Below are 17,319 nucleotides of genomic sequence, written 5' to 3' on the forward strand. Positions count from 1 at the left end.
CAGTGTATAGGCGGTGGGGATGACAAGGAAAAGGCACCTTGTCCAAGAAAAACACGCGGCTTATGTGATCTGGCTTGCCTTGGGTTTGCGTTAACGTGCAGGTTGTGGGCAACGCGACGACAGAACGGGCGCGAACAGGCGAAAGAGGGCTGGCGTGGGTCGGGCAATTAGCAAATCAGGCGTATTGACTGCATTGGGTGCAATGTCGGGGACCTCGCTGGATGGCGTGGACGCGGCGGTGATCAAAACGGACGGTTACAGAATTCTTGGCTTTGGGCCCACTGGATACCGCGCCTATTCAGATGCGGAGCGGAAAACGCTTCGCGCAGCATTGGGGCAGTGGCATGGCCATGATGTGGATACCGCGGCGGAATTGGTCACGCTTGCCCATGCCGAAATACTGGCCGACTTCGATGAGATTGACCTGATCGGGCTTCATGGTCAGACCCTAGCGCATGAACCAAGCGGGCGCGGCACGTTGCAGGTGGGTGACGGCGATGGCCTGACGCAGGCCTTGGGTGTCCCCGTCGTTTGGGATTTCCGCAGCGATGATGTGGCGATGGGGGGCGAGGGCGCTCCGCTTGCGCCCTTTTACCACTTTGCCTGTGCCAAGTGGATTGAGGCCAACCAACCGCTTTGTTTTCTGAACCTGGGCGGGGTCGGGAACCTGACCTATGTAGATCCTAGGTTTGATGGCCCTGAAATACCAGGTGCGCTCTTGGCTTTTGACACCGGTCCGGCCAACGCACCGGTTGATGATCTGATGCAGGAACGTCTGGGTCTGCCCATGGATCGCGACGGCGCGGTTGCGCGCGGCGGTAGGGTCGAGGCCGGAGCACTTGAACTGTTTCTGGCAGAGCCTTTCTTTAACAGGATGCCGCCGAAATCGCTGGACCGGAACGACTTTGCCGAGATAATCCGCCTGGTTCAGGAATTATCAGATGCTGATGCAGTTGCCACGCTTACCGGCATGTGCGCCGCCGGAGTTGCGCAAGGGATCGAGCATTGCCCGGAACCGCCGTCGCGTGTGTTGGTGACAGGAGGGGGACGGCATAACCCGGTCCTGATGGAGATGCTGCGCGTTTCGCTGGATTGTCCGGTGGAGCCGGTCGAAGCGGTTGGTCTGGATGGGGATATGCTGGAAGCACAGGCCTTTGCCTATCTTGCTGTCCGTGTCGCGCGCGGGCTGCCGACCTCTTGTCCCGGCACCACAGGGGTTAAGGCACTGGTCGGGGGCGGGATGGTCAGCGTTCCATCGAGCGAACGTAGTCTGACGTAAATTCTGAATACCCGTCAGAGGTCGATTTCAAATGTGCCTTGGTCCAGTCATGCAGCGTCGGCAGCTGGTGAAACGGCACGTTTGGAAAGGCGTGGTGTTCGGCGTGATAGGGCATGTTCCAAGCCAGATATCGGACCAATCGGTTGGTGAACATAGTGCGCGAGTTTTCAAGCATATTCGCCACCGGCGGGCAGAGACCGTGTTCCGCAAGCAGGTACAGCCGAAGAACGGGCTGTGCCACCAAGACCGGCAACAGCCATAAGCTGACCACCAAAGGTGACACCAGCAGGCTTGCCCCTGCAAGCGCGTAAATGGCCAGCAGGACACGGGCCTCAATCCGCATGGCCTTATGTTGGCGATGCGGCAAATAGGGCGCCTCGATCCGGCCCATTGCGTTACTGATCACAACGCGCGCCATTCCAGACCAATAGGGCCAACCGCTCAGATAGATCATCAGGCTCGGCAAGCTGTCGGGCCGCGGTTTGCCCCCCAGTTCGGGGTCTTTGTCCGGGTGGTTGGTCCATTTGTGATGCGCGAGGTGAAAGTATCGAAACCAGGTAAAGGGCAGGGCGATTGGGATTGAGACAAGATGCCCAACCGCATCATTCATCCAGCCAGTCCGAAACGGTGTTTTGTGGGTGCATTCATGGCTGAGGGTGAACAGAAACACCAGCAGCACGCCTTGCGGCAGGATCAGCAGCGGCCAGAGCGGGATTTGCACGGCGATGCCTGTACTCGTTGCGCTCAGCACCAATAGATACAGCACCAAGTGCCTCAGACCCGCCGCGTCAGACCGCATCTGCAGCCGGTCTTTGGCCTCGGCCGGGAGTGATGCGATGAGGGCGCGGTGATCCATCGGTCAGCCTCGGGGGATGTCGAACCCTGGGGCGGCGAGTTCGAACCCGTCGAATTCAAACCCCGGGGACACGGTGCAAGAGACCAGCGTATAGGCCCCGCTGCTGCGCGCGGCCTGCCAGTGATCCTTGGGCACGATCAGTTGCGGCGCACCCTGTGATAGATCCGGGGTCAGCAAGTGATCAACCGCCGGACCAGTGTCGGTTGCGCTGAGCGACAGCACCAAGGGTGCCCCTGCGTGATACAGCCAGATCTCGGTCGCATCGACGCGGTGCCAATGGCTGGCCTCGCCCTCGGGCAGCAGGAAATAGATGCAGGTTCCGGTCGCACGGCTCTGGTTCTTGGCGCGCCAGGTTTCGCGGAACCAGCCGCCCTCGGGGTGGCGTTGCAGGTTCAGGTGTTGGATGATCTCTTGTGCGGTCATGGGGCCTCGGGTGTTTCTGAGAGATTATGCACGGGTTTGAACGATCCGCTATGGTATTCGTCCCGATCAGGAATATGTTTGGGCAATGACCCTGATGATCCCCTTCGACAACAGTTACGCCCGTTTGCCAAACAGCTTTTATGCGCGGCAAGCGCCGGTGCCGGTCCGTGCGCCTCGCTTGATTGCTTTCAACTCCGATCTTGCGCAGATTCTGAGAATCACGCCCGGCGAGGTGCATGAAATGGCCGAGGCCTTTTCCGGCAACGTCCTGCCAGAGGGGGCAGAACCGATTGCACAGCTCTATTCAGGGCATCAGTTCGGAAATTATAACCCCCAGCTTGGGGACGGGCGCGCGGTTTTGCTGGGTGAGACGGTTGGGACGGATGGCGTCCGCCGGGATATACAGTTGAAAGGATCAGGCCCCACACCGTTTTCCCGTCAGGGCGACGGGCGCGCATGGCTGGGGCCGGTGTTGCGCGAATATGTGGTCTCTGAGGCGATGCACACGCTGGGCATACCAACCACGCGGGCGCTGGCGGCGGTCGAAACCGGCGAGGCCATTTTTCGCGAAGGCCCGATGCCCGGTGCGATCCTGACCCGTGTCGCGCAAAGCCACCTGCGTGTAGGCAGCTTTCAGGTCTTTGCCGCGCGTGGACAGTTGGACAGTCTGCGTCGACTGACAGATTATGCCATCCAGCGCCATTACCCGCAGGCCGACGGCCCGATGGGTCTTTTGCGCGCTGTTGTCGACGCACAATCGCAGTTGATTGCCGCATGGATGAGTGTGGGATTCATCCATGGGGTGATGAATACTGACAACTGCTCGATCTCAGGCGAAACCATTGATTACGGCCCTTGCGCCTTCATGGATAACTATCATCCGAATACCGTCTACAGCTCGATCGACCGCATGGGTCGCTATGCCTATTCCAACCAGCCCGAAATCGCCGTCTGGAATGCGGCGCAACTGGCGACCGCGCTGATCCAGCAGTTCGACGATAAAGAGGCCGCCGTCGCTGAGGCCACCGAAATCGTCCACGGGATGCCCGACCTGATACAGCGGCACTGGCTTACAAAGTTCCGGGCCAAGATCGGTCTTGTGACGCAGGAAGACGGCGATCTTGAGATGATCTCGGACTTGCTGAATTGCATGGCGCAGAACCAGGCGGATTTCACCAATACCTTCCGGGCGCTGGGCGGCGATCAGGCGCGGGATCAATTCACCGATCCGCAGGCCTTTGATCAATGGGCAGACGGTTGGCGGTCGCGGCTGTCTCGTGAAAAAAAACCTGCTGAGGTGATTAACAAGGCCAATCCGGCCTTTATCCCGCGCAACCACCGGGTCGATCAGATGATCCAGGCGGCGGTGCAGGGGGAATTTGACCCATTCCACCGGCTCAACAATGTGCTGTCCCGGCCCTATGAGGATCAACCCGGCGCTTTGGATCTGACACGGCCACCGGCACAGGATGAGGTTGTTCAGGCGACCTTCTGCGGTACATGAGTTCCTCACACCTGTTTTCGCAGTCAGCGACGTCGGTGTTTCGCCATGCGCTTGCATTGGTGAAGCCGGCTTGCAATCAACGATGAGCAGCGCAATCCTGCGATCTCAAACGGACTTTCAGGAACCCATGTCTCAGACCGCAATCCTGCGCATCGCCAGCTATAATATTCAGAAATGTGTCGGACTGGATCTACGTCGACAGCCCCAGAGGATTCTTCAGGTCATCGAAAGCCTGAAGGCCGATATTGTCGTCTTGCAAGAGGCCGACAAACGATTGCCTCCGCGCCCTGCGGCCCTGCCGCATTTCATGCTGGACGAAGCGGGATGGCAGATCGTTGATTTGGGTGGGGCTGGCAGCTTGGGGTGGCATGGGAATGCAGTGATCTGGCGGGGTGATGCGATCCGTGTCCGGCAGACCGGGCATCACGAATTACCGGGGCTGGAACCGCGTGGGGCTGTCAGGGTCGAGTTTGACACACCAATCGGTCCGCTTCGGGTGATGGGCATGCATCTGGGGCTCTTGCCCGCCTCACGCCGTCAGCAAATCACCCACCTCAGACGGTGCGATGCGAATCTAGAGGATTTGCCAACTGTCTGGGCGGGGGATTTCAATGAATGGTCCCGACAGCCGGTTCTGGATCACCTGGCCCCGGATATGCACTTTCTTCCACCATTCCCCAGCTTTCCAGCGGCACAGCCGCTGGGCGCGCTGGATCGGATCGCGCTCGGCGCGGGGCTTGAGGCTGTTTTGCATGGCGTGCATTCGGTACGACCCGCGCATATCGCCTCGGATCACTTGCCAATCTGGGCCGATCTACGCCTTGTAGCTTAGCCGGTAAATCCCCTGTAGCGCCGATCACGCATACGGTTTAATACAGAGAACCGAATATATGCCGAGGGTCCCTATGTCCGACACGATCATCGCCCGTTGCGAAGCCAAAGGCCTGCGTATGACAGGACAGCGCCGCACGATTGCACAGGTGCTGCAACAAAGCGATGATCATCCCGATGTCGAAGAGCTCTATTCGCGCGCCTCGCAGGTTGATTCTGGTATTTCTATCGCCACCGTCTATCGGACCGTCAAACTGTTCGAAGAGGCCGGGATTCTAGAGCGTCTGGAATTCGGTGATGGTCGCGCGCGGTACGAGGATGCCGAACGGGACCATCATGATCACTTGATCGACATGCAGTCAGGTGAAGTCATCGAATTTGTAGACCCTGAGATCGAAGCGCTACAGGAAAAGATTGCAGCTAAGCTGGGCTACAAGCTGAAAGGGCACCGGCTGGAACTGTATGGCGTTCCGCTAGACCACGACTGATCCATCACAAAAAACGAACGGCCTGCGCACGGGAATTCATGATTCCCGGGCGGATATTGCTTGCCTGACCGCCCGGCATCGGCTTTTGCTTGGATATGACCGGCTGAACGCGCCGCAATATTCTACGGACAAAACTATGAACAATGTGAACGGCATTTTGCTGGTCGTCGGCGCAATGGCGGCCTTTGCACTTGAAGATATGTTCATCAAACACCTGTCGGTCACAGTGCCAACAGGACAGATCATGGTTCTTTTGGGCCTTTCCTGTGGTCTGGTCTTTGTTGGTATGGCGGTGTTCACCCGCAAACGCATCTTTGATGCTGCCGCGTGGCAGACTTTGCCCCTGATACGTGCGCTCTGCGAGGGGTTCGGGGCCGTGGCTTTTGTGACCGCGCTGTCTCTGGTCGATTTGTCAACGGTTGCCGCGGTGTTTCAGGCAATGCCTTTGGTCGTTACAATGGGGGCGGCGTTGTTCCTGGGCGAGCAGGTTGGATGGCGGCGATGGAGCGCAATCGGCGTTGGTTTCATCGGTGTTCTCTTGATCATCCGACCGGGGTTGGACGGGTTCCAGCCAGAAACCCTTTTCGTCGTGGCCAGCGTTGTGGCTATTGCCGCCCGCGATCTGATCACACGCAGGCTGGATGTGCGTGTGGCCTCGGCAGTAGTTGCGATGCAGGCCTATGGGGCGGTTACCATTGCCGGTTTTGTGCTGATCTCAATGGCCGGCCAACCGGTCGTTGCACTGAACCAGGCGCAATTCGGGCCGTTCCTGGGCGCGATTGGATTTGGTGTTCTGGGGTATTACGGGATTGTCAGCGCAATGCGGATTGGCGATGCTTCGGCCCTGACCCCGTTCCGATACACCCGGCTGGTGTTTTCTATTGCGGCCGGAATGCTGATGTTCGGGGAACGCCCGGATATGATGACGGTTGCCGGTGCATCGCTGATCCTGGGGTCGGGGCTCTATACCTTCCTGCGCGAACGAAGCCTGGCGCGGTCACTGGCTGTCGCGGCCTGACGGATCGTCGCAGGTTTGCGCAAACAGGCTCTCAGATCTGTGTTAGCGATAACATGAGTGGTTTACTTTTTGCCCTATACTGATATGAGGCTGGCAACTGATTGCAGCCACAGGGACGGGCCTCATGAGCACCATCATCGACATCCATGCACGCGAAATTCTGGACAGCCGGGGCAACCCGACCGTCGAAGTGGACGTGATCCTGGAAGACGGCACCATGGGCCGTGCCGCCGTCCCGTCAGGTGCCTCGACCGGCGCCTATGAGGCGGTCGAAAAGCGTGATGGTGACAAATCGCGCTATATGGGCAAGGGCGTGCTCGAAGCGGTTGCCGCCGTAAATGGTGAGATCGCCGAAGAACTGGTTGGGTTCGACGCGACCGAGCAGGTGGCGATCGACCAGACTATGATCGAACTGGACGGCACCGAGAACAAAGGACGTCTGGGCGCAAACGCCATTCTGGGCGTTTCGCTGGCAACGGCCAAGGCGGCAGCGGATTTCACCACACAGCCGCTGTTTCGCTATGTCGGCGGCACCTCGGCCCGTATCCTGCCCGTGCCGATGATGAACATCATCAACGGTGGCGAACATGCCGACAACCCGATCGACATTCAGGAATTTATGATCATGCCGACCTCGGCGGCGAATATCCGCGACGCGGTGCGCATGGGGTCCGAGGTGTTCCACACTTTGAAGAAAGAGCTGTCGTCGGCAGGTCTTGCCACAGGTGTCGGCGACGAGGGCGGCTTTGCCCCCAACATCGCCAGCACGCGCGAGGCACTGGATTTCATTCTGAAATCCATCGAAAAGGCGGGCTACAAGCCGGGTGAGGAAATCCATCTGGCTTTGGACTGCGCCGCGACCGAGTATTACAAAGACGGCAAATACGTCCTGTCCGGTGAGGGCAAGAGCCTGACCTCGGAAGAAAATGCCGACTATCTGGCCGCTCTGGTCAAAGACTATCCGATCATCTCAATCGAAGACGGCATGTCTGAGGATGATTGGGACGGCTGGAAAGCCCTGACCGACGCCATCGGCGACAAGGTGCAACTGGTGGGCGACGATCTGTTCGTCACCAACCCCACGCGACTGGCGGAAGGGATTGAACGCGGCTGTGCCAACTCGATGCTGGTCAAGGTGAACCAGATCGGATCGCTGACCGAGACGCTGCGCGCCGTCGATATGGCCCATCGCGCACGCTATACCAATGTGATGTCGCACCGCTCGGGCGAGACCGAAGATGCCACGATTGCCGATCTGGCAGTGGCCACGAATTGCGGTCAGATCAAAACCGGATCACTGGCGCGGTCAGATCGGTTAGCCAAGTATAATCAACTGATCCGTATCGAAGAATCTCTGGGTGAGATTGCCGAATACGCAGGGGCCTCAATCCTCAAGCGCTGAAACCTGTAAGCCTGAATTTTGATTGCCTGGCCTGTGGAAATGGGCCGGGTTTTTTTGTGTTGGATTGTAGGTTTTGCCCATGTCTAAATCTCAAACCGGCACTTTAGCATGATTGGGTCAGAAGAAACTTGGGAGGTTATGAATAGTATTATCTAGATATATTAATGACTTATATAGGGGTCCTGCGCTAGCGATCCTTATGTGTGAACTTTTTCCTTTTTGTTCTGTAGTGCGCATTCGTATCATATTGAAATAACAGATAAGGGGAACACTATGAATGGTTCGAAACTTCTTCTGGTAGCGTCTGCACTCAGCACTGTATTTCTGGTTGCTTGCTCAGAGCCTGGAACATATCCGATCACCGGTACGGCAGTGTCCCCTGACGATCCGGTGGCAAACCTTGAAGCACCGGTTTACATCCGTCGCGGTGAGGCCCGGTAGGGCCTTCAATCTTTCGCGGGTGGCCTTGTTGTTCAGCCACACAGAAATGGATCAAAGGGTTTTGCTCATCAGCATATAGCGGTCACGAGGCTTGAAACCTGTGCGTAGATACAGTTTCTGTGCCGTCTCGTTTGTACGATCGACTTCAAGATGCAAGGCTGTGAGCCCCGCGCTCGCCAACGCCTTGGGCAAATCCAGCAAGACTTCAGACGCAATTCCGCGTCCTCGCACGGCAGGACGAATATAGATCTCATCCACGAATCCATCCATGCCGCCGAATTCAACCGACCACCCAAAGGTCAGGATGACATAGCCCAAGGGTGCGCGACCGGGGCCAATCAGGTAGATGCACCCAAAAGGTATTCCCTCGAGAAGAGGCGCAAGCGCATTGCGCGTCTGATCAGCATCCTGGGTAATGCCTTCTTCGGCGTGAAAGGCGGCGACCAGACCAACCAGACGTTCCAGATCCTCGGGGCGAGCAAGGCGAAGTGCGGCGCTCATAGTCGGGCCAGCCGATCCGTGAGCAGATCAAAAAACCCGCCAGCGTCAATTTCTCCGATGAACAGGGCGTTGGGTTTTCTGTCGGTAACACCCCACCAATCGGCAACTGTCATGCCCAAGGTCAGCTTTGATTGGGTCTCGACCTCGACATTCACCAGCCGCCCGGTAAACAGTTCGGGCTTGATTAGATAGGCAGTCACGCAAGGGTCGTGTAGCGGAGCACCTTCCGAGCCGTATTTGTTTTTGTCGAACCTTTCAAAGAAATCGGTCATCTCGGCCACCGCGACACCGGCCTTGTTTCCAATTCTACGGAAGGCATCGTTGCGCGTCTTGGTCACCAGAGCTTTATGCGTGACATCAAGCGACATCACCACAATGGGACGTCCAGATTTGAACACAATATCAGCGGCTTCTGGATCGACGTAAATGTTAAATTCGGCGGTTGGGGTGATGTTTCCAACTTCGAAATATGCCCCTCCCATCAAAACGATCTCTTGAACCCGGTCAACGATGTCAGGCGCTTTGCGGAACGCTGTGGCGATGTTGGTCAATGGCCCAAGGGGACAGAGCGTAACGGAGCCTGGTTCATGCGCGCGCAACGTGTCGATGATGAAATCGACGGCATGTCCTTCGGACAGCGGCATCTGCGGATCCGGCAGAACCGGCCCATCCAAGCCAGTTTTGCCATGCACATGCTCCGCGGTGATCAGGGGGCGCTCTAACGGGCGGTCGCATCCGGCATAGACGGGGGTCTGGGTATGGCCAGCCAGTTCGCAGACAATACGCGCGTTTTTGGCTGTCAGCTCTAAGGGTACGTTGCCAGCGACTGCGGTAATGCCCAAAACCTCAATTTCGTCGGGGCTGGCAAGCGCCAGCAGAATGGCGACGGCATCGTCCTGTCCCGGATCGGTGTCTATAATGATTTTGCGAGCGGGCATGATCGTCTCCGGAGGTCGTGAAGGTGGGACACTCGCAAGTGTCCGAGAGCTTGTCTAGCGGTTTTACGTTCCGGCCTCGGCCTTTGCCGGCGGGAGTTTGCCATTGGCCCGATGTTCCTCGATCTTCACCTCATCCCAAAGCGCGTCCATCTCTTCCAGCGTGCTTTCCGTTGGGGTTTTTCCCCGTGCAGCCAGGCGCGACTCGACCTGTTCGAACCGGCGGGTGAACTTGGCGTTGGTCCGGCGCAGGGCGGTCTCGGGCTCGACCCCAAGATGGCGGCCCAGATTGACCATAACGAATAGCAGATCGCCGAACTCATCCTCTAACGCATCCACATCCATGCGGTCGCGTGCCTCTTCCAGCTCGGCAGCCTCTTCGGTAATCTTGGCCAGCACATGGCTGGCATCGGGCCAGTCGAATCCAACACGGGCGGCACGTTTCTGCAATTTGAGAGCACGCAGCAGGGCGGGCAGGTTGGCGGCGACACCGTCCAACGCGCCTTGTTGTTCTTTACCAGCACGTTCGGCTGCTTTGATGGCTTCCCAGTCCAGTGTTTGCTGCTCTGCCGATTTGTCGCGGGATTCGTCGCCAAAGACATGCGGGTGCCGGGCGACCATCTTGTCCGACATGGTGCGCACCACGTCCTGAAAGGTGAAATGCCCGGCTTCTTCGGCCATTTGTGCATGAAAGACAGACTGGAACAGCAGATCCCCAAGTTCGCCCTTCAGCTCATCATAAGCCTCACGTTCGATGGCATCAGCGACCTCATAAGCCTCTTCGATCGTATAAGGAGCGACCGTGCCGAAATCCTGCTCGATATCCCATGGGCAGCCGGTTTGAGGGTCGCGCAGTCGGCGCATGATCTCTAACAAGCGTTCGATGCCAGCATCGCTGTCATGGATCAGAGGATTTTCGGCCATTGCGAACCCTTTCGTTCCGGTGTCAGATGCATCCATTCCGCAGTCACGATCAGGAGTCCACCCCAGATGCCCGTCGTCAACCGAATTGCCGATTTCTCTGCCGATATGGCCGCATGGCGCCAGCATCTGCATACGATCCCCGAGCTTGCATTCGAATGCCACGAAACCGCGGCCTTTGTTGCCGACCGGCTGCGAGAGTTCGGTGTCGACGAGCTGCACGAGGGCATCGCCACCACAGGGATCGTTGCGATCATCAACGGGCAGGGCGAAGGACCGACGATTGGTCTGCGCGCTGATATGGACGCTTTGCCTATCCCCGAGGAAACAGGGGTCGCGTACCAATCAACCAAGCCCGGAAACATGCATGCCTGCGGTCATGACGGGCACACCACGATGCTGTTGGGCGCAGCGCGCTATCTGGCGGAAACCCGAAATTTCCGTGGACGCGTGGCACTGATCTTTCAACCGGCCGAAGAAGAGGGTGGTGGCGCGGGCGTCATGGTCGAAGAGGGGATTATGGACCGGTTCGACATTTCCCAAATCTATGCATTGCACAATGCGCCTGGAATTCCCGAAGGATCCTTTCAGACAACCCCCGGGCCGATCATGGCTGCTGTTGATACGTTCGAAGTTCACATTCAGGGCCTTGGTGGCCATGGTGCCATGCCGCATGAAACCCGGGATCCGGTGATGGCGGCCTGCGGTATCGCCAAGGCGATTCAGACCATCGTCAGTCGTAACAACTACGCTTTGGACAGTCTGGTGATCTCGGTCACGCAAATCCATACCGGCACCGTGAACAACGTGATCCCCGATACCGCCTTTATCAACGGCACTGTGCGTACTTTTGATCCGACTGTGCAGAAAATGGTGATGGAGCGGATGGAACAGATCGTACAAGGACAAGCCCAATCCTATGGTGTCGAAGCGCGGCTGGACTATGAGGTCAACTATCCTGCAACAATCAATGACGCCGACAAGACTGGTTTTGCCGCAGAAATCGCGCGTGATGTTGCCGGTGCAGATCGCGTGATGACCAATGTCGACGCGATGATGGGGGCCGAGGATTTTTCATACATGCTGCAGTCGCGCCCCGGCGCTTACCTGTTTCTGGGGCAAGGCGAGGGGGCCGGATTGCATCATCCGAAATACAACTTCAACGACGACATCGCGCCGGTTGGGGCGTCTTTCTTTGCGCGGATCGTCGAAAAGGCCCAGCCTTTGGGCTGACAGGAGAAAGACATGGCACTGGAAGATTCAAAGAATTTCGTCGATGAGGCGTTTACCAATCCTGAACTGAAAGGCGTCTCGTACGAGAATACTTTTGGGGGGGCGATGTCATTTTTGCGCCGCTTGTATACCAAGGATCTGACCGGGATCGATATCGCCGTAACCGGCGTGCCATTTGATCAGGCGGTGACGAACCGCCCCGGTACGCGTCTTGGGCCACGCGCCATCCGCGAGGCCAGCACGTTGCAATCCCCGGATGAGCCTTATGGCTGGCCGTTTGATGCGCTAAGCGAATTGGCAATCGTGGATTATGGGGACATGGCTTATGACTACGCCAATATACCTGCCTTTCCGGACACATTGACGGACCACATTCGCACAATTCTCAACGCTGACGTGGCCTCGGTGACGCTTGGTGGGGACCACTATATCAGCTTTCCGATCCTGAAGGCCTATGCCGAGAAATACGGGCCGATGTCCTTGCTGCAATTTGATGCGCATACGGATACATGGGCTGACGACGACATGTCCCGCGTGGATCATGGGACCATGTTCTACAAGGCGGTCAAATCAGGGATAGTGGACCCCAAGCGTTCCGTTCAGGTGGGTATTCGTACGACGAACGAAGATACTTTGGGGGTCAACATCATTGACGCTCGGGAGGTGTACGAGTCCGGTCCCGCCGCCGTGGCGCAAAAGATCAAAGGCATTCTTGGTGACAACCCGGTTTACCTGAGCTTCGATATCGACGGTCTGGACCCGGCCTTTGCGCCTGGCACGGGAACGCCGGTCTGGGGTGGACTGAGTTCGATTCAGGCCCAGATCATCCTGCGCGACATTGCTGGGATTAACATCAAAGGCGGGGACGTGGTCGAGGTTTCGCCGCCCTATGACACCTCAGGTGCGACAGCGATTGCAGGCGCACATGTGGCGACGCAAATCATTTGCCTGCTGGGATGGAACAAGCTGAATCCTTAACCTTTGGTTAGCCATCTTTCCGGTATCAGGTTAGCAGCAGGGCAGGACGGAAGACATAACGGCATGACACAATTCAACCAACCAATCAGCGGTAACGATCTGGCGCGTTTTTCCGGCCCAAACACGTTTATGCGCCTGCCGCAGGCGGATACGTTGGCCGGATTGGATGTGGCCGTAATAGGCATCCCGATGGACATTGGCACCTCTTGGCGGTCGGGGACACGGTTCGGACCGAAACAGATCCGCAGCGAAAGTGCGATGCTGCGGCCTTACAATATGGCCACCTTTGCGGCCCCCTTCGACAGCCTGCAAATCGCCGACATCGGCGATCTGGCGATCAACACCTTTTCGCTGTCCGACAGCCTGAGGATCATCAAGGAAAGCTATGACGCGATTCTGGCGCAGGGTGTGACACCTGTGGCGATGGGGGGCGATCACTCGATCACCTTGCCGATCCTGCGGGCCATAGCCGCGAAACACGGGCCTGTGGCGCTGGTGCATGTGGATGCCCATGCGGATGTGAATGATGAGATGTTTGGGGAAAAGGAAACCCACGGCACCGTTTTCCGGCGCGCCTATGAAGAAGGGCTGATCGTGCCGGACAAAACCTTTCAGATCGGCATCCGAGGCTCTGGCTATGCGGCATCGGACTTTACCGAGGCCAAAGGGTGGGGCTTTCGCCAATACCCCGCATGGGAGTTTTGGCAGCAGAACCTGACGGTCATGGGCGCGCAGATACGCAATGAGATCGGGGATCATCCGGTCTATATCACCTATGACATTGACAGTCTGGACCCGTCTTTCGCCCCCGGAACCGGCACGCCCGAGATCGCCGGGTTAACCACACCGCAAGCGTTGCAACTGATCCATGCCTTGGGCGGGACAAATGTGGTTGGGTGTGATCTGGTCGAGGTTTCTCCGCCGTATGATCCCTCTGGCAATACGGCGCTGACCGCTGCCAATCTGCTGTTTGAACTGCTGTGCATATTGCCCGGAGTGACGTCACGGTAGGGATCACGGCAGTCTCTTGTTTGCTATGCGGAACTGCATATGGTTCCGCAATCTAACAGAGTGGAAAAGATGAAAATGGCGCTGTGGCTGATTGCGGGTCTGATTGTCCTTGTGGGGGCGTATATACGGCTTGCGCCGTCTGATCCCGCCATCTGGCACAATACCCCCGTCGGCGACGCGAACAGGGACCTCCGTGGTGGCGTCGTGCGAGTACTTGAAACGGGGCCGGACGGGTTGGCGCAGTTGAACGAAATCGCTGCGTCCGCTCCGCGTACTAAGGTTCTGGCCGGGTCAATTGATGACGGGATGGTCACCTATATCACCCGTACCAAAGTGATAGGTTTTCCAGATTATACAACCGCCCAGCAGAACGGCGATACACTGCGCATCTATGGCAGGTTGCGCTTTGGTCGCTCAGATTTTGGGGTAAACCGAAACCGCGTTGATGGCTGGCTCGCGCGGATGCAGCCCTGAGGACAGGCATCCTTCCTGTACCTCGCGCCACATCGGAACGTTCAGTGACATCTGACATTGTGCAGTGAAAATGCGACCGTCGACCTGCAGGCAGATCATCTCACCCAATTCAACGCGTGACCCGGATTTGTCAGTGCAATAGCAGTCCTGTACCTTGCCGCCGGGACCGACGACATCGGCCATCGCGGGCGTCGCAAAAAGCGATAGAACCAGAACCAACCGTCTCATGCGGGGCAGCTTAGCATACGGACAGCCCTTGACCATAGCCCCGGATTAAGAGACACCGCCAGGATGATCCCCGAAGAACGCCTCGAACAGATAACTCAGCGATTCCAATACCTCGAAGCAGCCATGGCAGATGGTGCTTTGGGCGGCGATATTGCTGTACTGGCCAAGGAATATTCGGACCTCAAGCCCGTGGTCGATCAGATCATGGCTTGGCGCCAGCTGGTCACTGACCTTGCCGAGGCCGAGGCGATGCTGGCCGATCCTGATATGAGGGAGCTGGCCGAAGAGGAAATCCCCGACCTGCAGGCCCAAATTCCCGGTGCAGAACACGCTCTGCAACTGGCCTTGTTGCCTAGGGATGCAGCCGATGCGCGCCCGGCCATGCTGGAAATCCGTCCTGGAACCGGCGGTGATGAGGCCGCGCTTTTTGCGGGCGACCTGCTGCGCATGTATCAGCGGTATTCCGAAGCGCGCGGTTGGAAATTCGAGATTATCGAGGAGCAGGCGTCGGATCTAGGCGGCATCAAAGAGGTGGTTGCCCATATCAAAGGCGACAACGTCTTTGCCCGTTTGAAATACGAATCTGGCGTTCACCGGGTGCAGCGGGTGCCGGAGACCGAAAGTGGCGGGCGCATTCATACCTCGGCGGCGACGGTGGCGGTTCTGCCCGAGGCCGAGGATGTCGATATTCAGATCGACGCCAATGATATCCGTATCGACACGATGCGCAGCTCGGGTGCGGGTGGGCAGCACGTGAACACCACCGATTCGGCCGTGCGGATTACACACTTGCCCACCGGGCTTGTGGTGACCAGCTCCGAGAAATCTCAACACCGCAATCGCGAGATCGCGATGCAGGTTCTGAAGACTCGACTCTATGATCAGGAGCGTCAGCGGATTGACAGCGAACGCTCGGCAGATCGGGCGAACCAGGTCGGGTCTGGCGACCGGTCGGAACGGATCAGGACCTATAATTTCCCGCAAGGCCGCATGACGGACCACAGGATCAATCTGACGCTGTACAAGTTGGATCAGGTGATGCAGGGCGATCTGGATGAGGTAATCGACGCATTGACCGCGGATGATCAGGCGCGTCTCCTGGCCGAGATGGCGCAATGACCGGCGGCCAGACAGCGGCTCAGGCCATGGTGGCCGCTACGGCAAGATTGCGTGCGGCTGGTGTGGCTGATCCGGCGCGAGATGCGCGGGTTCTACTCGCCCACGCCGCCCGGATCGAAGCAAGTCGCGTGACACTGATTACACCCGAAGAGCTTTTACCGGATATTGCTGAGCGATACGAGCAACTGATCTCGCTTCGGGTCATTCGTGTGCCCGTTTCTCATCTGTTGGGGGAACGTGAGTTTTACGGCCGTCGGTTCAAAGTTAGCCGGGACGTGCTGGATCCACGCCCGGAAACAGAGGTTCTGATCGAGGCCGCGCTGAGCGAACCCTTTGACTATGTCCTCGATCTGGGGGTTGGATCGGGGTGCATCCTGATCACATTGCTGTCCGAACGCACCAGTGCATCGGGTATTGGTGTGGATCTGAGTGAGGCGGCCTGCCTACAGGCCAGTGCAAATGCCGTGCAACACGATGTTCAGAACCGGATCGAAATTAAGCAATCCGATTGGTTTGGAGACATTGAAGCTAAATTTGACCTGATTGTTTCAAACCCGCCCTATATTTCCCTTCCGGAAATGGACACCCTGGCACCTGAAGTGCGGGACCATGAGCCGCGGATGGCATTGACAGACGAAGGTGACGGCTTGGGGGCCTACCGCAGGATTGCTGCCGCCGCCCCGGATTTTCTATTGCCCCATGGTCGGTTACTTGTCGAAATCGGACCCGAGCAAGGGCAAAGCGTCGCATCTTTGTTCGACGCAGCAGGATTGACAGACGTACGGATCATTCCCGATCTGGACGGTCGCGACCGCGTCGTTTTCGCCAGAATGCCTTCATGACGGAACATTCTGAGGCCGAAATGCGCCGATTGATATAAAAAAGGTACAAAAATTGGGACAAACCTCTTGTCTGCACGCTCTGGACGTGTTTACTCAGGTGTAGTCAGAGAGGTTGACGCTGTTACAGCGGGCCCCTGACGCCAAGCCCAAAAAAGCCGACATCGTGTCATAGCTAAGCCCTTGAGCAGTGCAAGACGCGAACTGATCGGCAGCGAACGACAAGGCTGACTAAAGTAGATGAGATCTTCCAAATCCCGCTCTCGGGCAAAGAATAACCGCAATCGTCCTTCTGGCGGCAACGTCGTAAACCGAGTTTTCGACAGTTCGGGCCCAGAGGGCAAAGTGCGTGGCACGCCGCAACAGATTATTGATAAATATAATCAGCTTGCACGCGATGCTCAGTTGTCTAACGACCGTGTAGCTGCCGAAAACTTTCAGCAGCACGCCGAACATTACCTGCGTTTGCTTAGCGAAGCTCAGCGTGAAATGGATGCACGCCGTGAGGAGCAAGAGCGTCAGAATCGCGAACGCCAGGCTGAACGAGATCGTGAGCGTGCCGAGCGTCAGGAACGCGAAACCGTCCGCCAGTCGGACCCCGCTGAGGCACCTCAACCTGATGTGATGGGGTTTGCCGCTGACGCAGCTGCTCCGGAATCCGGGCTTGTAGAAACGCCTGAAAGCAAAAGCCCTGAAGAGGCCGAGAAAAAAGAAAAACCGGCCCGTCGGCCTCGGGCGCGCAAGCCCAAAGCCGCACCTGCTGCGACTGAGGACGCGCCCTCTGGCAACGGTGATACGCCTGAAGCGGCAGAGTAAATCAGCCAGTATAGAAAAGAAA

Annotated in this window: 20 protein-coding genes; 14 read left to right on the forward strand and 6 right to left on the reverse strand. The window is 57.6% G+C overall.

Annotated elements, in window-relative coordinates; translation table 11 throughout:
• Nucleotides 1-202 precede the first annotated feature (202 nt).
• Nucleotides 203-1,279 (forward strand): anhydro-N-acetylmuramic acid kinase, encoded by a 1,077-nt coding sequence (locus AC2FIZ_RS01685; RefSeq protein ID WP_496790492.1) that lies wholly within the window; start codon nt 203-205, stop codon nt 1,277-1,279.
• On the opposite strand, the gene AC2FIZ_RS01690 is transcribed toward AC2FIZ_RS01685, so the two are convergent.
• On the reverse strand, nt 1,245-2,135 hold the full coding sequence (locus tag AC2FIZ_RS01690; RefSeq protein ID WP_281994507.1) for a fatty acid desaturase: 891 nt from the start codon (nt 2,133-2,135) through the stop codon (nt 1,245-1,247). The two genes, AC2FIZ_RS01685 and AC2FIZ_RS01690, sit on opposite strands and share 35 nt — an antisense overlap.
• A 3-nt stretch (nt 2,136-2,138) precedes the next feature.
• Complete coding sequence (locus tag AC2FIZ_RS01695; protein WP_281994508.1) at nt 2,139-2,558, reverse strand: cupin domain-containing protein; 420 nt, start codon at nt 2,556-2,558, stop codon at nt 2,139-2,141.
• 85 nt (nt 2,559-2,643) lie between these two features.
• On the opposite strand from AC2FIZ_RS01695, the gene AC2FIZ_RS01700 reads away from it, so the two are divergent.
• From AC2FIZ_RS01700 to AC2FIZ_RS01725, 6 genes are all read left to right on the forward strand, one after another.
• Complete coding sequence (locus AC2FIZ_RS01700; RefSeq protein WP_496790493.1) at nt 2,644-4,062, forward strand: protein adenylyltransferase SelO; 1,419 nt, start codon at nt 2,644-2,646, stop codon at nt 4,060-4,062.
• A 127-nt stretch (nt 4,063-4,189) separates the two neighbouring features.
• Entirely contained in the window at nt 4,190-4,894 is a 705-nt protein-coding gene (locus AC2FIZ_RS01705) for an endonuclease/exonuclease/phosphatase family protein (RefSeq protein WP_281971976.1), read from the forward strand.
• Between the two features lie 73 nt (nt 4,895-4,967).
• Nucleotides 4,968-5,381, forward strand: coding sequence for a Fur family transcriptional regulator (locus AC2FIZ_RS01710; protein ID WP_142633379.1), 414 nt, complete (start codon nt 4,968-4,970; stop codon nt 5,379-5,381).
• 136 nt (nt 5,382-5,517) lie between these two features.
• Nucleotides 5,518-6,399 carry a DMT family transporter gene (locus AC2FIZ_RS01715; protein WP_142633381.1) on the forward strand — a complete coding sequence of 294 codons (882 nt, stop codon included), beginning with the start codon at nt 5,518-5,520 and terminating at the stop codon, nt 6,397-6,399.
• Nucleotides 6,400-6,523: 124 nt separating this feature from the next.
• Nucleotides 6,524-7,801, forward strand: coding sequence for a phosphopyruvate hydratase (gene eno, locus AC2FIZ_RS01720; RefSeq protein WP_496701208.1), 1,278 nt, complete (start codon nt 6,524-6,526; stop codon nt 7,799-7,801).
• Between the two features lie 273 nt (nt 7,802-8,074).
• Nucleotides 8,075-8,242: a hypothetical protein gene (locus AC2FIZ_RS01725; RefSeq protein ID WP_185956604.1), complete on the forward strand. Its 168-nt coding sequence runs from the start codon at nt 8,075-8,077 to the stop codon at nt 8,240-8,242.
• Between the two features lie 51 nt (nt 8,243-8,293).
• Here the strand turns inward: AC2FIZ_RS01725 and AC2FIZ_RS01730 are convergent, their stop codons facing one another.
• The 3 genes from AC2FIZ_RS01730 to mazG all read right to left on the reverse strand — a co-directional run bounded on the left by AC2FIZ_RS01730 (nt 8,294) and on the right by mazG (nt 10,602).
• Entirely contained in the window at nt 8,294-8,743 is a 450-nt protein-coding gene (locus AC2FIZ_RS01730; RefSeq protein ID WP_142633385.1) for a GNAT family N-acetyltransferase, read from the reverse strand.
• Nucleotides 8,740-9,681 (reverse strand): nucleoside hydrolase, encoded by a 942-nt coding sequence (locus AC2FIZ_RS01735; RefSeq protein ID WP_281971977.1) that lies wholly within the window; start codon nt 9,679-9,681, stop codon nt 8,740-8,742. The genes AC2FIZ_RS01730 and AC2FIZ_RS01735 overlap by 4 nt, the downstream gene beginning before the upstream one ends.
• Nucleotides 9,682-9,744: 63 nt before the next feature.
• On the reverse strand, nt 9,745-10,602 hold the full coding sequence (mazG, locus tag AC2FIZ_RS01740; RefSeq protein ID WP_281972393.1) for a nucleoside triphosphate pyrophosphohydrolase: 858 nt from the start codon (nt 10,600-10,602) through the stop codon (nt 9,745-9,747).
• A 66-nt stretch (nt 10,603-10,668) separates the two neighbouring features.
• Here mazG and AC2FIZ_RS01745 point away from each other — a divergent pair, with 66 nt between their 5' ends.
• The 4 genes from AC2FIZ_RS01745 to AC2FIZ_RS01760 all read left to right on the forward strand — a co-directional run bounded on the left by AC2FIZ_RS01745 (nt 10,669) and on the right by AC2FIZ_RS01760 (nt 14,295).
• Complete coding sequence (locus AC2FIZ_RS01745) at nt 10,669-11,832, forward strand: M20 aminoacylase family protein (RefSeq protein WP_496790495.1); 1,164 nt, start codon at nt 10,669-10,671, stop codon at nt 11,830-11,832.
• A gap of 12 nt (nt 11,833-11,844) precedes the next feature.
• Nucleotides 11,845-12,810: an agmatinase gene (gene speB / locus AC2FIZ_RS01750; protein WP_271947448.1), complete on the forward strand. Its 966-nt coding sequence runs from the start codon at nt 11,845-11,847 to the stop codon at nt 12,808-12,810.
• Nucleotides 12,811-12,873: 63 nt separating this feature from the next.
• Complete coding sequence (speB, locus tag AC2FIZ_RS01755; RefSeq protein ID WP_496790496.1) at nt 12,874-13,821, forward strand: agmatinase; 948 nt, start codon at nt 12,874-12,876, stop codon at nt 13,819-13,821.
• A 69-nt stretch (nt 13,822-13,890) separates the two neighbouring features.
• Nucleotides 13,891-14,295, forward strand: a complete 405-nt coding sequence (locus tag AC2FIZ_RS01760) for a DUF1499 domain-containing protein (protein ID WP_496712993.1) — start codon at nt 13,891-13,893, stop codon at nt 14,293-14,295.
• Here AC2FIZ_RS01760 and AC2FIZ_RS01765 read toward each other — a convergent pair.
• Nucleotides 14,236-14,523 (reverse strand): hypothetical protein, encoded by a 288-nt coding sequence (locus AC2FIZ_RS01765; RefSeq protein ID WP_271947446.1) that lies wholly within the window; start codon nt 14,521-14,523, stop codon nt 14,236-14,238. The two genes, AC2FIZ_RS01760 and AC2FIZ_RS01765, sit on opposite strands and share 60 nt — an antisense overlap.
• Before the next feature lie 63 nt (nt 14,524-14,586).
• Between AC2FIZ_RS01765 and prfA the strand changes: the two genes are divergently transcribed.
• From prfA to AC2FIZ_RS01780, 3 genes are all read left to right on the forward strand, one after another.
• Entirely contained in the window at nt 14,587-15,642 is a 1,056-nt protein-coding gene (prfA, locus tag AC2FIZ_RS01770) for a peptide chain release factor 1 (protein ID WP_281971980.1), read from the forward strand.
• Nucleotides 15,639-16,484: a peptide chain release factor N(5)-glutamine methyltransferase gene (prmC, locus tag AC2FIZ_RS01775; RefSeq protein WP_496790498.1), complete on the forward strand. Its 846-nt coding sequence runs from the start codon at nt 15,639-15,641 to the stop codon at nt 16,482-16,484. The genes prfA and prmC overlap by 4 nt, the downstream gene beginning before the upstream one ends.
• Nucleotides 16,485-16,721: 237 nt before the next feature.
• Nucleotides 16,722-17,297 carry a DUF4167 domain-containing protein gene (locus AC2FIZ_RS01780; protein WP_496691122.1) on the forward strand — a complete coding sequence of 192 codons (576 nt, stop codon included), beginning with the start codon at nt 16,722-16,724 and terminating at the stop codon, nt 17,295-17,297.
• Nucleotides 17,298-17,319 lie beyond the last annotated feature (22 nt).

The organism is Ruegeria sp. CDSB022, assembly GCF_059611145.1.

Excerpts from the sequence above, each read along its gene's own strand:
- AC2FIZ_RS01685 (WP_496790492.1), top strand. The coding sequence starts at position 203 with ATGTCGGGGACCTCGCTGGATGGCGTGGACGCGGCGGTGATCAAAACG.
- AC2FIZ_RS01690 (WP_281994507.1), bottom strand. The coding sequence starts at position 2,135 with ATGGATCACCGCGCCCTCATCGCATCACTCCCGGCCGAGGCCAAAGAC.
- AC2FIZ_RS01695 (WP_281994508.1), bottom strand. The coding sequence starts at position 2,558 with ATGACCGCACAAGAGATCATCCAACACCTGAACCTGCAACGCCACCCC.
- AC2FIZ_RS01700 (WP_496790493.1), top strand. The coding sequence starts at position 2,644 with ATGACCCTGATGATCCCCTTCGACAACAGTTACGCCCGTTTGCCAAAC.
- AC2FIZ_RS01705 (WP_281971976.1), top strand. The coding sequence starts at position 4,190 with ATGTCTCAGACCGCAATCCTGCGCATCGCCAGCTATAATATTCAGAAA.
- AC2FIZ_RS01710 (WP_142633379.1), top strand. The coding sequence starts at position 4,968 with ATGTCCGACACGATCATCGCCCGTTGCGAAGCCAAAGGCCTGCGTATG.
- AC2FIZ_RS01715 (WP_142633381.1), top strand. The coding sequence starts at position 5,518 with ATGAACAATGTGAACGGCATTTTGCTGGTCGTCGGCGCAATGGCGGCC.
- eno (WP_496701208.1), top strand. The coding sequence starts at position 6,524 with ATGAGCACCATCATCGACATCCATGCACGCGAAATTCTGGACAGCCGG.
- AC2FIZ_RS01725 (WP_185956604.1), top strand. The coding sequence starts at position 8,075 with ATGAATGGTTCGAAACTTCTTCTGGTAGCGTCTGCACTCAGCACTGTA.
- AC2FIZ_RS01730 (WP_142633385.1), bottom strand. The coding sequence starts at position 8,743 with ATGAGCGCCGCACTTCGCCTTGCTCGCCCCGAGGATCTGGAACGTCTG.
- AC2FIZ_RS01735 (WP_281971977.1), bottom strand. The coding sequence starts at position 9,681 with ATGCCCGCTCGCAAAATCATTATAGACACCGATCCGGGACAGGACGAT.
- mazG (WP_281972393.1), bottom strand. The coding sequence starts at position 10,602 with ATGGCCGAAAATCCTCTGATCCATGACAGCGATGCTGGCATCGAACGC.
- AC2FIZ_RS01745 (WP_496790495.1), top strand. The coding sequence starts at position 10,669 with ATGCCCGTCGTCAACCGAATTGCCGATTTCTCTGCCGATATGGCCGCA.
- speB (WP_271947448.1), top strand. The coding sequence starts at position 11,845 with ATGGCACTGGAAGATTCAAAGAATTTCGTCGATGAGGCGTTTACCAAT.
- speB (WP_496790496.1), top strand. The coding sequence starts at position 12,874 with ATGACACAATTCAACCAACCAATCAGCGGTAACGATCTGGCGCGTTTT.
- AC2FIZ_RS01760 (WP_496712993.1), top strand. The coding sequence starts at position 13,891 with ATGAAAATGGCGCTGTGGCTGATTGCGGGTCTGATTGTCCTTGTGGGG.
- AC2FIZ_RS01765 (WP_271947446.1), bottom strand. The coding sequence starts at position 14,523 with ATGAGACGGTTGGTTCTGGTTCTATCGCTTTTTGCGACGCCCGCGATG.
- prfA (WP_281971980.1), top strand. The coding sequence starts at position 14,587 with ATGATCCCCGAAGAACGCCTCGAACAGATAACTCAGCGATTCCAATAC.
- prmC (WP_496790498.1), top strand. The coding sequence starts at position 15,639 with ATGACCGGCGGCCAGACAGCGGCTCAGGCCATGGTGGCCGCTACGGCA.
- AC2FIZ_RS01780 (WP_496691122.1), top strand. The coding sequence starts at position 16,722 with ATGAGATCTTCCAAATCCCGCTCTCGGGCAAAGAATAACCGCAATCGT.